The organism is Sporolactobacillus sp. BBK16-2, assembly GCF_059878335.1.
The window spans coordinates 1,029,622-1,044,639 of record NZ_CM187611.1; the positions used below are offsets into that span (position 1 = coordinate 1,029,622).

At 45.1% G+C, this 15,018-nt stretch carries 14 protein-coding genes and 1 other RNA gene; 14 read left to right on the plus strand and 1 reads right to left on the minus strand.

Annotated features, from left to right (window positions below; genetic code table 11):
• The first annotated feature begins 48 nt into the window (after window positions 1-48).
• From tpiA to ssrA, 14 genes are all read left to right on the plus strand, one after another.
• Entirely contained in the window at window positions 49-810 is a 762-nt protein-coding gene (tpiA, locus tag AC6F33_RS05095) for a triose-phosphate isomerase (RefSeq protein ID WP_255746690.1), read from the plus strand.
• Window positions 811-923: 113 nt separating this feature from the next.
• Complete coding sequence (gene eno, locus AC6F33_RS05100) at window positions 924-2,207, plus strand: phosphopyruvate hydratase (protein WP_255746692.1); 1,284 nt, start codon at window positions 924-926, stop codon at window positions 2,205-2,207.
• A 229-nt stretch (window positions 2,208-2,436) separates the two neighbouring features.
• Window positions 2,437-2,655, plus strand: a complete 219-nt coding sequence (locus AC6F33_RS05105) for a twin-arginine translocase TatA/TatE family subunit (RefSeq protein ID WP_500777882.1) — start codon at window positions 2,437-2,439, stop codon at window positions 2,653-2,655.
• Window positions 2,656-2,669: 14 nt separating this feature from the next.
• Entirely contained in the window at window positions 2,670-3,416 is a 747-nt protein-coding gene (gene tatC, locus AC6F33_RS05110) for a twin-arginine translocase subunit TatC (RefSeq protein ID WP_500777883.1), read from the plus strand.
• Window positions 3,417-3,525: 109 nt separating this feature from the next.
• Complete coding sequence (gene secG, locus AC6F33_RS05115) at window positions 3,526-3,759, plus strand: preprotein translocase subunit SecG (protein ID WP_255746698.1); 234 nt, start codon at window positions 3,526-3,528, stop codon at window positions 3,757-3,759.
• A gap of 292 nt (window positions 3,760-4,051) precedes the next feature.
• Entirely contained in the window at window positions 4,052-4,801 is a 750-nt protein-coding gene (locus AC6F33_RS05120; protein WP_500777884.1) for an alpha/beta hydrolase, read from the plus strand.
• Window positions 4,802-4,820: 19 nt separating this feature from the next.
• The gene (gene rnr / locus AC6F33_RS05125) at window positions 4,821-7,160 is read left to right on the plus strand and encodes a ribonuclease R (RefSeq protein WP_500777885.1); all 2,340 of its coding nucleotides are present in this window, start codon (window positions 4,821-4,823) and stop codon (window positions 7,158-7,160) included.
• A gap of 338 nt (window positions 7,161-7,498) precedes the next feature.
• Window positions 7,499-8,923, plus strand: a complete 1,425-nt coding sequence (gene treP / locus AC6F33_RS05130; protein WP_500777886.1) for a PTS system trehalose-specific EIIBC component — start codon at window positions 7,499-7,501, stop codon at window positions 8,921-8,923.
• Window positions 8,924-8,972: 49 nt separating this feature from the next.
• On the plus strand, window positions 8,973-10,658 hold the full coding sequence (gene treC / locus AC6F33_RS05135) for an alpha,alpha-phosphotrehalase (protein ID WP_500777887.1): 1,686 nt from the start codon (window positions 8,973-8,975) through the stop codon (window positions 10,656-10,658).
• Window positions 10,659-10,833: 175 nt separating this feature from the next.
• Window positions 10,834-11,553, plus strand: a complete 720-nt coding sequence (gene treR / locus AC6F33_RS05140; RefSeq protein WP_255746707.1) for a trehalose operon repressor — start codon at window positions 10,834-10,836, stop codon at window positions 11,551-11,553.
• 16 nt (window positions 11,554-11,569) lie between these two features.
• A complete protein-coding gene (locus tag AC6F33_RS05145) occupies window positions 11,570-12,430 on the plus strand; it encodes a Cof-type HAD-IIB family hydrolase (protein ID WP_255746709.1) in 861 nt (286 codons plus the stop codon).
• Between the two features lie 4 nt (window positions 12,431-12,434).
• On the plus strand, window positions 12,435-12,614 hold the full coding sequence (locus AC6F33_RS05150) for a hypothetical protein (RefSeq protein WP_480947574.1): 180 nt from the start codon (window positions 12,435-12,437) through the stop codon (window positions 12,612-12,614).
• A gap of 85 nt (window positions 12,615-12,699) precedes the next feature.
• Window positions 12,700-13,167, plus strand: a complete 468-nt coding sequence (gene smpB, locus AC6F33_RS05155) for an SsrA-binding protein SmpB (RefSeq protein WP_480947573.1) — start codon at window positions 12,700-12,702, stop codon at window positions 13,165-13,167.
• 103 nt (window positions 13,168-13,270) lie between these two features.
• Window positions 13,271-13,628, plus strand: a transfer-messenger RNA (tmRNA) gene (gene ssrA, locus AC6F33_RS05160).
• Window positions 13,629-13,764: 136 nt separating this feature from the next.
• Here ssrA and AC6F33_RS05165 read toward each other — a convergent pair.
• Window positions 13,765-14,973, minus strand: a complete 1,209-nt coding sequence (locus AC6F33_RS05165) for a tyrosine-type recombinase/integrase (protein WP_500777888.1) — start codon at window positions 14,971-14,973, stop codon at window positions 13,765-13,767.
• Window positions 14,974-15,018: the final 45 nt, after the last annotated feature.

Consider the following 15,018-nt stretch of genomic DNA (forward strand, 5'->3'; position numbering starts at 1 on the left):
GGACAAGATAACTAAGAAATAACCGCAAGAAAGGGTAGGTGTTCCAACATGTCCCGTAAACCGATTATTGCCGGAAACTGGAAGATGAACAAAACAGTTAAGGAAGCACACGAATTTGTTGAGGCAGTTAAGGACAAGGTTCCTTCTGCTGAACTCGTTGATTCTGTTGTTGCCGCTCCTTTTCTCGCTTTGGACCGCATTGTTGCGGACGCAAAGGGCTCAGATCTGAAAATCAGTGCTGAGAATGTTCACTTTGAAGAATCCGGTGCATTTACCGGTGAAGTCAGCCCGGTTATGCTTGAAGATCTAGGTGTTCAATACACGATCATCGGCCACTCTGAAAGAAGAGCGATGTTCGCTGAAACGGACGAAACAGTTAACAAAAAGGTGCTTGCATCCTTTGCACATCACCTCGTTCCGATTGTCTGTGTTGGTGAAACACTAGACGAACGCGAAGGCGGCAAATGGCAATCCGTTGTCAAGAACCAAGTAACAAAAGCATTTGCAGGTGTTCCAAGCGATCAGGCTTCTGACGTTGTTGTCGCTTATGAACCAATCTGGGCGATCGGCACAGGCAAATCTGCTTCGGATGAAGATGCTAACGAAGTTTGCGCTTATATCCGCACAACAATCGCAGCTCTTTATGACGAAGCAACCGCTGCAAAAGTTAGAATTCAATACGGCGGCAGCGTAAAACCGGCAACAATCGCCGGATTGCTCGCTCAGTCTGATATCGACGGCGCACTTGTCGGCGGTGCCAGCTTGCAGCCTGAATCATTCCTTGCACTGCTTAATGCAGTAAAAGGCTGATTCAAAATCAGTTTTATTGAAAATGATGTTTGAAGTCGTTCGTTATCGTCCGGACATAACGATCGATAACCAAAGTACTGTATAAATTTATATGAGGATAAGGAGAGATATGAATGTCTCAAATCGTTGAAGTTTACGGTCGCGAAGTTCTTGACTCACGCGGCAACCCAACTGTTGAAGTTGAAGTTTATACAGAAGACGGCGGCAAAGGCCGCGCACTTGTTCCAAGTGGTGCTTCTACCGGCGAACACGAAGCCGTTGAATTGCGTGACGGCGACAAGAGCCGTTTCGGCGGCAAAGGCGTTCTGAAAGCTGTAAAGAACGTTAACGAATTAATCGCTCCTGAAGTAATCGGCATGGAAGTTCAAGACCAAGTAGCGCTTGACCAAGCAATGATCGATCTTGACGGAACGGAAAACAAAGGCAAATTAGGCGCTAACGCTATTCTTGGTGTATCTCTTGCTGCTGCTAACGCTGCTGCAGACGAACTTGGTGTTCCGCTTTACCGTTACCTCGGCGGCGTAAACTCTAAAGTTCTTCCTACACCAATGATGAACATCCTTAATGGCGGCAAGCACGCTGACAACAGCGTAGACTTCCAGGAATTCATGATCATGCCTGTAGGCGCAGATTCCATCAAGGAAGCTGTTCGCATCGGTGCTGAAGTATATCACGCTTTGAAATCGGTTCTTTCTGCTAAGGGTCACCTGACAGCTGTCGGCGACGAAGGCGGTTTTGCTCCTAACCTTAAGAACAACGAAGAAGTTCTTGACACGATTCTTGAAGCAATCGAAAAAGCAGGTTACAAACCGGGCGTTGACGTTAAGCTCGCAATCGACCCAGCTTCTTCTGAATTGTTCGAAGACGGCAAGTACAACTTCAAAGGCGAAGGCGTTGTAAGAACGACCGACGAAATGATCGAATACTACACCAAATTGGTTGAAAAATATCCGATCATCTCGATCGAAGACGGCCTCGATGAAAACGATTGGGAAGGCTGGCAAAAACTTACCAAGGCAATTGGTGACAAAGTTCAACTCGTCGGCGACGACCTGTTTGTAACGAACACTGACTACCTGAAGAAAGGTATCGACCTTGGCGTTGCCAACTCGATCCTTATCAAGGTTAACCAAATTGGTACGCTGACGGAAACGTTGAACGCGATCCAAATGGCTCAAAAGGCTGGCTACACTGCAGTTGTTTCTCACCGTTCCGGTGAAACTGAAGATACGTCAATCGCTGACATCGTTGTTGCAACGAATGCAGGCGAAATTAAGACTGGTTCTCTTGCAAGAACTGACCGTATCGCTAAGTACAACCAGTTGATCAGAATCGAAGACGATCTCGCTTCTTCTGCTGAATACCTTGGCGATGCTTCATTCTACAACATTAAGTAAGATCGATTCTAATTAAAGAATCTTAAGTCAAAGAACAGGATCCATCATTCATGGATCCTGTTCTTTTTTTGTTAAATAAATCCTCATGTGTTGGTTCTGAACATAAGTCGCATTGATAAAGAAACAAAAAAATTGACCAATCGACAGCAATCGTGCGATGATCAGAACGAATACTATGCAGTGAATTCTTATTAGGTTAAACGAAAGATGAACTAAAGAGGTGTGTGTCATGCTTCAAAACATTGGTATTCCCGGTCTTATTCTCATTCTGGTGATTGCGCTTGTCATTTTCGGACCGTCAAAGCTTCCTGAGATTGGAAAATCTTTCGGAAAGACGCTGAAGGAGTTTAAAAAAGCAACGCAAGGACTTGGCGATGATCAATCGGATCAGCGTAATAAAACGATAATTACCGAAGCGGAGAAGACAAGCAACGAAAAAAAGGGTTAAGGAACTGGTAACAGATGACTGAAAAAAATATGTCGCTCATTGAACATTTCAATGAGCTGCGAAAACGAATCATTTCTGTTTTCGTTGTCTTTGTCTTAAGCGCCGCCGCTATGCTTTTTTTTACAAAAAACTTCTATCTTTGGCTCGTTAGTGATCTGGGTGTCTCTAATAAGTTGGCTGTGCTCGGACCGACGGATATTGTCAGCGTCTATTTTTTGATCGCCGGCGTTGTTGCAATCGCTGTAACCATTCCGTTTGCGGCGTGGCAGCTTTGGCTGTTTGTAGCCCCGGCTTTAAGTAAGAACGAACGTAAATTGACGCTTTCTTACATACCGGCGATTTTCTTGCTCTTTATAGGAGGAATCGTCTTTGGCTACGAAATTGTTTTTCCGAACATCCTTCATTTTCTTCTTGGCATGAACGACGATATGTTCCAAGTGCTTTTTACAACGGATCGCTATTTTCGATTTATGATTAACGTTGTTTTACCGTTCGGAGTTTTGTTTGAAATGCCGGTGATCGTGGTGTTTTTGACCAATTTAGGTATCTTGACGCCGATACTTATGAAAAAAATGCGCAGAATTGCCTATTTTGTGCTGATCGTCATTGGCGTCGTGTTGTCGCCGCCGGATTTTGTTTCCGATACGGTCATGTCGATTCCACTTTTACTCCTCTATGAGATTTGCGTGACGGTTGCGACTATTACTTATAAACGGAAGCAGCGAAGAATGGACGGGGTTGCAGATCAAATGAACGATTGATCTGCGCGGTTAAAAATCATCCGTGGCCGGTTGCTCTTGGCACTTCGGTATGGTACATTAAAACTAATGACTGAATGAACGTTGATTCGAAGATAAGGGGTACACATCGATGCATACATTTTTATTAACGGTTATGATTATTTCAGCTGTTGTGGTCATTGCACTCGTTTTGATTCAAAGAAGTCAGGGCGACGGGTTGTCCGAAGCAATTACTGGTGGAGCTGAACAATTATTCAGCAAGCAAAAAGCGAGAGGCATTGAAGTCGGCATTAAAAGGCTGACGATTTTCTTCTCAATTGTCTTTTTTGCCTGCGCGTTTTTAATTGGCTACTATTTTAAATAATGCCAGTAAGTAAAACCGGAGCGGATACTCCGGTTTTTATTTTAATTCGAACTTGACAAGGGAACCGTCCATGCGGACTTGTCCGGCTAAAACTTCCGGTTTCCTTTAGACCTGGCAGAAGATATAGCGTATAATATATTTTGGAAGAAGATGCCTATTTCATTTCAATATGCCGTTCATTCATGCTGATCGCGATTCAACTCTTTATAGAAGCAAAGTTCGCGTGAAACAGGGATAGAGAACGTGTGGAATAAGGCAAAAGCGGATCTTTTGTTTAGGGGATGAGGGAAGGATGGAATTAAAACGTCCAAAGCCATTTTTCCTTGAATCCGGACCGCGTGCTGTACTGTTGCTGCATGGATTTACAGGCAATTCGATTGATGTCCGGCAGCTCGGACGCTACTTGAATCAGCGCGGGTACACATGCTGCGGACCGATTTATTCCGGTCATGGCGGACCACCGGAGGAATTACTCAAAACAGGACCTAAGGAGTGGTGGCAGGACGTTTGCCGTGCTGTCGAACACTTGCAGCAAACTGGGCATACTGAATTTGCGGTTTGCGGTCTTTCATTAGGCGGGGTATTTTCACTCAAATGTGGATACACTTTTTCAGTGAAGGGTCTTATTCCAATGTGCGCTCCGGCTTATTCCGCAATGCGTGACCGCTTGGTTGCCGGTACGACGGCATACGCACGTACGTACAAGCAGTATCAAGGAAAAAGCGGTGAAGAAATAACCGTCGAATTGCAAGCATTCAGACGTCGAATCCCGGTTGTTCTGGATCAATTATCCGCTCTGATTGACAATGTCAGGGAAGAAAGCCATAAAATTACGGCTCCTGCTCTGATTATTCAGGCGCAAAAGGATGAAATGATTAACCCGGAAAGCGCACACTATTATTATGATTCCATTCATTCTACAAACAAGCAATTAAAGTGGTACGAAAATTCAACACACGTGATTACGTTAGGAACAGAGAAAGTGCAACTGCACAAGGATATCTATGCGTTTCTTGAAAGCCTAGATTGGTCTGTTTCCTAAGTATAGGGAGGTTAACGACATGGCGGAAGAACGCATTCAGAAAATCCTGAATTATATGCGAGAAGAAACTTACCGGCCGATGACATTAAAAGAACTGGAAGCTGCTTTCGGAGCAGAACAGCCGGAGGACTTCACTAATTTTGTGAAAGAAATGAATGAAATGGAAGAGCAGGGACTTGTGATCCGTACACGTTCGGATCGCTACGGTCTGCCTGAAAAAATGAGCTTAATGACCGGCCGTGTACAAGCACACGCTAAGGGCTTTGCATTTATTATTCCGGAAGACGAAAAATTCGATGATGTATTTGTCAGCCCGAATGACCTCGCCGGTGCAATGAACGGGGACACCGTTGTTATTCGCGTGTCTCACAAAACATCAGGTGAACGTCCTGAAGGTACCGTCATCCGAATTCTTGAGCGAGCAATCACCAAGGTCGTCGGAACCTTCAATGCCGGGAAGCATTTCGGCTTTGTCATTCCGGACGACAACAAAATTACCGGAGACATTTTTATTCCGGAAAATGCGGAACACGGCGCAATGGAAGGCCATAAAGTCGTTGCTGAAATCACGAAATATCCGGAAGGCCGCAAGAACGCTGAGGGTATGGTCACTCAGATTCTCGGCCATAAGAATGATCCCGGTGTCGATATTCTGTCCATAATTTACAAGCATGATCTGCCGCTCGAATATCCGCCGGAAGTTCTGTCCGAAGCAGAAGCCATTCCGGATGAACTGTCGGAGAAGGATTATATTGGACGCCGCGATTTACGTGAAGAAACGATCGTGACGATCGACGGCGAGGATTCCAAGGATTTGGATGATGCGGTAACGGTTTCTCGTTTGGACAATGGCAACTATAAGTTAGGCGTACATATTGCGGACGTCAGCTACTATGTGACAGAGGGATCAGCGCTGGATGCGGAAGCATACGAACGCGGAACGAGTGTGTATCTTGTTGACCGCGTGATTCCGATGATTCCGCACCGTCTGTCGAACGGAATCTGCAGTTTGAATCCGCATGTTGACCGTTTAACGATCAGCTGCGAGATGGAGATCAATCCGCAGGGTATTGTTGTCGGCCATGATATTTTCCCGAGTGTCATTCGTTCGACAGAACGCATGACGTACAACAATGTCCGTAAGATTTTGAAACGCGAAGACGACGAAGTGCTGGAACGTTATAAAGACATGATTCCATTCTTTGATCTCATGGCAGAACTAGCCGGTATTCTTGAAAAGCATCGCCAAGATCGCGGCGCGATTGACTTCGATTTCACAGAAGCAAAGATTATTGTCGATGAACAAGGCAAGCCGGTGGATGTTGTCGTTCGTGAACGAACGATTGCTGAGCGCTTAATCGAGTCTTTCATGCTGGCGGCTAACGAAACGGTTGCTGAGCATGTAGACAAGCTACATCTACCGTTCATTTATCGTGTTCACGAAGAACCAAACCCGGAACGTTTGGAAAAGTTCTTTGATTTCGTTGTTAACTTCGGCTATGTGCTGCACGGTTCGCCGGATAAAGTACATCCGCGTACGCTGCAGTCCTTGCTTGAAAAAGCAAAAGGGCAGCCGGAAGAAGCGGTTATCAGTACCGTGATGCTGCGCTCGATGGCCAAGGCAAAATATGATGACAAATGTTTGGGACACTTCGGTTTGTCAACGGAATATTACACACACTTTACATCGCCAATCCGTCGTTATCCGGATTTGACGGTTCACCGTCTTCTGCGCAAATATCTGTTTGAGAAGAAAACGGATCCGAAGACATTGGCCTACTGGAAAGGTGAAATGCCGGAAATTGCGAAGCATACCTCCGAATGCGAACAGCATGCGGTTGAAGCGGAACGTGATACAGATGACTTGAAGAAAGCTGAGTATATGCAGGACAAGGTTGGAGAGACATTTAATGGTGTGGTCAGTGGTGTCACCAACTTCGGACTGTTTGTTGAATTACCGAACACGATCGAAGGACTTGTCCATATCAGTTATCTGACCGATGATTATTATCACTATAGTGAAGAAAACATGGCGCTGATGGGTGAGCGTACCGGCCACATGTACCGGATCGGCGACGAAATTGAAGTACGTGTTCTAGCTGTTAATTTGGATGAACACGCGGTTGATTTCGAAGTGGTCGGCATGAAACCGCAGAAGCCGCGTCAGAAAAAATCGCGTCCGACAATTATTCAAGGTAAAACCGGACCGAGCAATGGTCCAGGCAAGAAACGTTTCGGCGACAAAAATGGCGGTAGACGCTCTGATTCGCGAGGAGGAAGCCGCGGAGGCCGAGGCGGAAACAGTCGTGGATCAGGTCAAGGAAATTCCTACTCAAACAATAACAGCAAAAGTAAATAAGGGATAATAGGTGCCTCGGCATCCGGATTTTTGAATTCGGAGGTCGGGGCTTTTTGCTTTCTTAAAGAGTTTTTTTAAGTATCTGAGAAAAGCGAACGGACTGTCTGTGAATGGACAAGTATTTATCTATACAAATTGTAATATATTAAACACTTGACTATACAAATTAAAATGAAAGCGTTATACTACAAAATGTAGGAAATACCTGAGTGGTAATCTAGGTGTTGCAACGGCCGTGTAATGCTGAAATACAGCTCAATTTATAGGGAAATAAATGAAAACGTTTAATAAAATAATCTCGCACTAATTTGCAGAATCATAAAACAGGAGTGATTCGTATGGCAGTCATTAATGAAGAATCAGTTAATCAGATCATTGATACGGTCGGCGGTCGTGAAAATATCAGTGCCGCGACGCATTGCGTTACCCGGCTGCGATTAATTTTAAAGGACGAAAATAAAGTAAACAAAGAAGAACTTGATAAAATTGACCTGGTCAAAGGCTGTTTCTCAGCAAATGGTCAATTTCAGATCGTGATTGGAAATGGTACCGTTGATAAGGTATACGATATATTTGTTCGTTTAACGGGCATCGGTGAATCATCAAAACAAGAGGTAAAAGATGCGGCAGCTGAAAAAATGAATCCTTTGCAGAAGGGGATTAAAACCCTGGCAGATATTTTCATTCCTATTCTTCCCGCAATCGTAACTGCCGGCTTGCTGATGGGGATTAACAACGTGCTTGCAAATCCGGGAATTTTCTTTAAGGAATCTGTAGTGCAAGCTTATCCTCAGTGGAAGGATTTTGCTGACATTATCCTTGTCATCGCAAATACATCCTTCGTTTTTCTGCCTGCACTGATCGGCTGGTCCGCAGTGAAAAAATTCGGCGGCAACCCGTTGCTTGGCATCGTACTCGGTCTTGTACTCGTTCATCCATCACTGTTGAATGCCTACAGCTTGGCAGAGGCGCAAACAAAGGGAACCGTTCCAATTTGGAATCTGTTCGGATTGCACATTGATAAAGTCGGTTATCAAGGGCAAGTGCTGCCGGTACTCGTTGCTTCTTATGTGCTTGCAAAAATTGAAGTTTACTTGAAAAAACATGTCACGGATTCCATTCAACTGCTTGTCGTTGCACCGGTTGCTTTGCTTGTCACCGGTTTGCTTTCCTTCACGATTATCGGACCTGTGACTCTGCAGCTGGCGAACTGGATCACAGCCGGCATCGTTGGTTTGTTCCATTACGTTCCGATTCTCGGCGGTTTGGTTTACGGCTTCTTCTACGGCGTTCTGGTTATCACGGGCATGCACCAGATTTTCCTTGCAGTCGACCTCCAGTTGATCGGAAGCACCGGTTCGACATTCCTATGGCCGATGCTTGCATTGTCGAACATTGCGCAAGGCGCGGCGGCTTTTGCCATTTTCCTCATGGCTCGTGACGCTAAATTGAAGGGACTCGCGATGACCTCTTCGATTTCTGCATGGCTTGGCATTACTGAACCAGCGATGTTCGGGGTTAACCTGAGATTTCGCTATCCTTTCCTTGCGGCAATCATCAGTTCGGGTATTGCCGGTGCATTCATCACCGTGTGCAACGTTAAGGCGATATCCGTCGGCATTGGCGGTATTCCTGGTTTCATGTCGATCATTCCGAAATATTGGGGACCGTTTTTCATCGGCATGCTGATTGTATTGATCCTGCCATTTATTCTGACATACATTTTTTCTAAGTTCAGCAAGAAGTCTATTGACGAAGGGTAACGCTAGATAGACCAGGGTGCAAAGTAAAAAAGAGACAGGGTGTGACCATATGAATGAAGATTGGTGGAAAAAGGCAACCGTTTATCAAATCTATCCGAAGAGTTTCATGGATACAAATGGAGACGGTATCGGCGACATTAATGGAATTATCGAGAAAATGGATTATTTAAAAAAGCTGGGCGTCGATGTCCTTTGGCTGACGCCAATGTATCGATCACCGCAAAACGATAATGGCTATGATATCAGCGACTACTACAGCCTGCAGCCAGAGTACGGAACGATGGAGGATTTGAAACGCTTATTCTCTGAGGCTCACCGGAGAGCACTGAAAATCGTTATGGATATTGTTGTCAATCATACATCAACAGAGCATCCTTGGTTCAAGGCGGCGTTGGGTGATGCCGACAGTCCGTATCGTGATTATTATATTTGGCGCGATCCATCCAAAGATGGCGGAATGCCAAACAATTGGCAGTCGAAATTCGGAGGACCGGCTTGGGAGCTGGATGAAAAAAGCGGGCAGTATTATCTGCATCTGTATGACGTCAGCCAAGCGGATTTGAATTGGGAAAACAAAGCCGTCCGTGATGATGTTTACAAGATGATGAATTTCTGGGTTGATCAGGGTGTGGATGGTTTCCGCCTCGACGTGATCAATGTCATTTCAAAGGATCAGCGTTTTCCGGATGATCATGATCCGAAATCGCCTGGAGACGGTCGGCCGTTTTATACGGACGGACCGCGAATTCATGAGTTTCTGCATGAGATGAATCAACGGGTATTCAGCAGACGTGCGGGAACCGTTACCGTTGGCGAGATGTCCTCAACAACGGTTGACAATTGTATCCATTACACGAATCCGAAGTATGAAGAGCTTAGTATGGCCTTCAATTTTCACCATTTGAAGGTCGACTATCCCAATGGCCAGAAGTGGGCGCTCGGGAAATTAAGACTTGTTGATTTGAAAAAGGTTCTGGAAGAGTGGCAAAAAGGCATGCATGACGGCGGGGGCTGGAATGCGCTCTTCTGGTGCAATCACGATCAGCCGCGGATTGTATCTCGATTCGGCGATGAGGGTGAATACCGAATTGAATCTGCGAAAATGCTCGCCACTACCTTGCATATGCTGCAAGGTACACCGTATATCTATCAAGGCGAAGAAATTGGAATGACCAACCCGAACTTCAAGCGTATTGATGACTATCGGGATGTGGAATCGCTCAACGCCTATAAACTTCTTCGGGAAGAGGGCAAGTCTGAAAAGGAAATTTTGGCGATTCTCCGGCAAAAATCGAGAGACAATGGTCGGACGCCGGTGCAATGGAATGCGAGCGAGCATGGCGGGTTTACCCTAGGCAAGCCATGGATTGATGCCGCAAATAATTATAAAGTCATAAATGCCGAAGCGGCACTGAACGATCTGAATTCTGTCTATTATCACTATCAGAAGCTGATCGCTCTTCGCAAAAGGTTCGATGTGATCGTTAACGGTGATTTCCAGCTGCTGCTTCCCGAGGATCCGCAAATTTTCGCCTATCTTCGTAACGGGGTAAGTGATCGGTTGCTTGTCGTCAGCAATTTTGCCAATGCCAACGCAAAATTCTCTGTACCTCAAGAATTAGCAGGTGCTCAAAGTGAAGTGCTGATCAGTAATTATTCTGATACCTCGGAACAGCTGCAGGATCTGAAGCTTCGTCCTTATGAATCAGTGGTTTACCATCTTGAAGGTAAATGAGGAAGTTCATTAATTTGCCTGATATGTGAAGGCTTTCATACCGAAACTTTGATATACTGATATTGGGATTATGGATAAGAGGGCAGCTTTGCCCTTTTATTTTTACTGTCTAAAAAAGTTTTTTTGATAAAATAGAAATGGGCAGTCGTTCGGCAACTGAAGGGGAAAGGTAATTATGGGCAGGAGCAAATTCATTTCAATTTATAACGATCTCAGTGAAAAAATACACAAACAAGAAATTGCGGCCGGTTCGCTGCTGCCTACTGAGAATGAGCTCGGTGAGCAGTTCAAAGCATCGCGTGAAACCATTCGGAAGGCGCTTGCAATGCTGTCGCGCAACGGGTACATTCAAAAGATTCAGGGGAAAGGTTCCATTGTTCTGGATGTAAGCAGGCAGAACTTCCCAATCTCAGGATTAACAAGCTTTCGCGAGCTTGCCAATCATTCAAAGAACAAATGGACAACGCAAGTACATCAGCTTGTATTAATGAAACCTGATGATCATTTAAAAATGATGATGAATATTCGTGACGATCAGACGGTCTGGAAAGTGATCCGATCGCGCACGGTAAATGGGGAAGCAGTCATTTTGGATAAGGATTATTTACTTCAAGGGATCGTGCCCATGCTCACTGCAGATATTTGCGAACGTTCCATGTATGATTATATTGAGAATGAACTTGGGTTAAAAATCGGCTTTGCCAAAAAGGAAATTACAGTCGAACGTGCAGGCGTTGAGGATAAACGTTATTTGACGATGAGTCAGGATACCCATGTTGTGGTGGTGCGCAGTCTGGTCTACTTAGAAAATGCTGAACTGTTTCAATTCACCGAATCGCGGCATCGGGCTGATAAATTCCGCTTTGTCGATTTTGCACGGCGAGAACATCAATAATAAACAGGAGGATCTAATGATAAAATTAATAGCAATGGATATGGATGGGACGTTGTTAAACAAGCATCGCGGGATCAGCTGGGGAAACTTAAGAGCGCTGCGTTATGCACGTTCCAAGGGTGTGACGCTGGCGATTGCTTCAGGACGTGCCTTCTTTGATATTGAAAGCAAAATGACGGAATTCGATATGGAAACGCATCTGATTGGAGCGAATGGAGCAACCATTCATTCCTCTGACGGCAAACTGCTTGGCGCGGATTTTCTGAACCGAGATGAAGCACTGGAAATTGTAAAAGAGCTTGCGGAGCAGCACTATTATTTTGGTGTCTATTCAGAACATCATATTTATGTTCCTGAAGAAGGAACAACATGGCTTCGTGAAGAACTGAAAAGGCTGGGTATTCACGAGGACCGATCCGTTGGTTTTCAAGAGGCGACACGTGCTGACTTTTATCGCTTTGTTGAAGATTGGGACATTTTTAAAAATCGAAGTACAGAATTTTCCAAGATTATTATTTTTTCCTATGATGACGAAAAGTTGAAAAAGGCTCGCGATGTGTACGAAGCCAAACATAAATACAGCATTGTTTCAAGCGGAACGGGTAACTTTGAAATCATGCCCCCTAACGTATCGAAAGGAAATGCGCTTGATCATCTAGCACATTATTTAAACATTCCGATCGATCAGGTAATGGCGATTGGTGATAATTACAACGATTTGTCGATGTTTGAGGTCGCCGGTGTGTCCGTCGCCATGGGCAATGCTCATGACGATATTAAAGCGGTTTGCGACCGCGTGACCAAGAATTACGATGAAGATGGTGTCGCACATGCAATCTACGAAGAAATCGGCTATCCGGACGGAGAGAGGGCATAAAATCATGAAAAAGATTCTCTATTATGCCGGGCTATTCGCAGCCTGCTTTGCGATTCAATGGTTTTGGTACACGCAAATTATGACAAAGTCGAATAAAACACCGCTCGACATGCTGCTGGCTTCATTCGTATTTATCGTTATTGTCATTCTTCTTGATTATGTTTCGGTAAAAAGACGGAGGTAAACGGATCAATTAGTGAAGCGCTTGCCCCACTATGTCTGCATGACCTATAATGAAACAATGAATGAAAGTCTGGCAGGTGTTTGATATGGGAAAAGGCGAAAGACGTGTGCTTGCACAAAATCGCAAGGCACATCATGATTACTTTATTGAAGAAACAGTGGAAGCGGGAATTGTGCTGCAGGGCACGGAGATTAAATCGATCCGTCGCGGCAAAGTCAGTATTCAGGATGCGTTTGCCCGTGTGGAGAACGGCGAAGCATTTGTTTATAATATGCACATCAGTCAATATGAGCAGGGCAACCGCTACAATCACGATCCGCTCCGCACTCGGAAGCTGCTGATGCATCAGAAAGAGATCAATAAACTTGGTCCGGAGGCCGATAAGACCGGCTATGCACTGATTCCGCTCAAAGTTTATATTAAGAACGGATTTGCCAAGGTTCTTGTCGGTCTCGGGCGAGGCAAAAAGATGTTCGATAAGCGGGAGTCAATGAAAAAGCAAACCGCTCAACGTGAAATGGCCCGCGCGTTTCGCGATCACCAGAAAATGTAAGTTGAAAAGCTTGCTTTCTTTTGCTATAATGACCTTACTGTGTTAGTAACAGTTACAGTTATGGATGATTCACTTTCACCGCAAGTCCCGTTGCTTTTTAAACGGGGACGTTACGGATTCGACAGGGGTAGGTCGGGTTTAAGCGGCGAGCCGAGGGGGTCGGCCTCGTAAAAACGCCAAAGCCATAACTGGCAAAACTAATAACAACCTCGCTTTAGCTGCCTAAGTAGCTTTTGCGGTCCCTCCCTCCATCGCCCATGTGGTAGGATCAGGGACTCACTCTAGTGGGATACGCTGGACGCCCGCATCCTGAGGGCTAAGGAAGAGAACAATCGGGATAGCCTCGCAAAAGCCTGTCGGCAGGCCGACGCTGGGGCGAAATGCTAATATGCCGACTACGCTCGTAGAAACTTAAATCACGATGCTTCTGGACGTGGGTTCGACTCCCACCGTCTCCATTCGGAGAATTTTATAGCTTTTTGCGAATCCTCGAAAATCGTTAATCTGATGCGGTTTTCGGGGTTTTTTCGTTACTTACTATTTTATAACTTTTTACAGTTTTTTAGAACTTTGCTGGCTAAAAACTGGCTATTTTATTTAAGCCTTCTGTTTGAGCGGGACAACCGAACTCTTTGGTTTAGTAAATAGTTCATCCATGACAGCCATTGTTGCCTGAGAATCCCTTTGTTCCATTTCATCTAGGACGTGTGCATAGATTCTTAAAGTCGTGCCAATATCCGCGTGGCCAAGTCGGCGGCTCACATAATGAATGCTAACCTTTTTATACAACAGAATTGACGCGAAGGTATGACGCAGACCGTGAAACGTGATCTCTGTACAGTCAAACTTCGTACAGGCGCGCTTGAGCGCCTTGTTTACCGCATTGTTCGAAATATGCTTCAGCTGATGGTTAATGAATACGAAGGGCGTTTTTCGCCAGGCATTTAAAAGCGTCTTATGTTTTAAGAAGTATTCACTCTGCTGCGCATGCAGCTTGTCCAGCCAGATACATGTTGTTTTATCGATCGGCAGGACGCGCCGAGACGCTTCATTTTTTGTCGGTATAAAGCGCGGGTTCTTATGATAGTCCCATGAGCGCTTAACGTTTACAGTCCCGCCCGTGGGCTCTCCGTCCTCGTTCCGATCGATCATAACATTATCCCAAGTAACTGCCAGCACTTCTCCAAAGCGGCAGCCGGTAGCTAGACAAAAGATAATCATATACCTGGATATATAATCAAAGTTGTCTAAGCGTTCTATGAAATAATTGCTGATCTTTTGGGCACCATCAAAACTAATGTATTTGAGGTCCTCGTCCTTTTCTTCTACTGTGCCTTTTACAGTCACACGAAATGTCGGATCCCGATGAATGATTCCTTCCTGTATCGCTTCTTCTAGGCAGGATTTCATATAAATATGCCGTTTGCTTACGGAATTCGTGGAGTGCCCATTCCCGTAACTATTTAAGGCTTTCTGATACATCTTGCGGTCTAGGTTCTTCAATTCAATTCCCGCAAAATGCTCTTCAGCAAAACGCACAGCCCGATCAATGTCCTCATCATTCCGCAGCGATTTCTTGCCCTTGCGAAATGTCTCGTACCAGCTCCGCATGTAAACAGGGAAGGCAATATTGCTTTTGTCGATTTTATCCCCGTGTTTAAATTGGAGCTCAGCTTCTTGCGCGGCCATGCGTGCTTCTGCTTTTGTTCTAAACCCTTTATCTCCAATCTCGTGCTGTTTTCCCTCGGAGTCATAATAAGTGATGCGGTATTTCCAACCCGATTTTAGCTTACGAAACGATGCCATTTGCTATCACCTCCTTTCATTGAGAATGTATGTTCTATGTAAGGG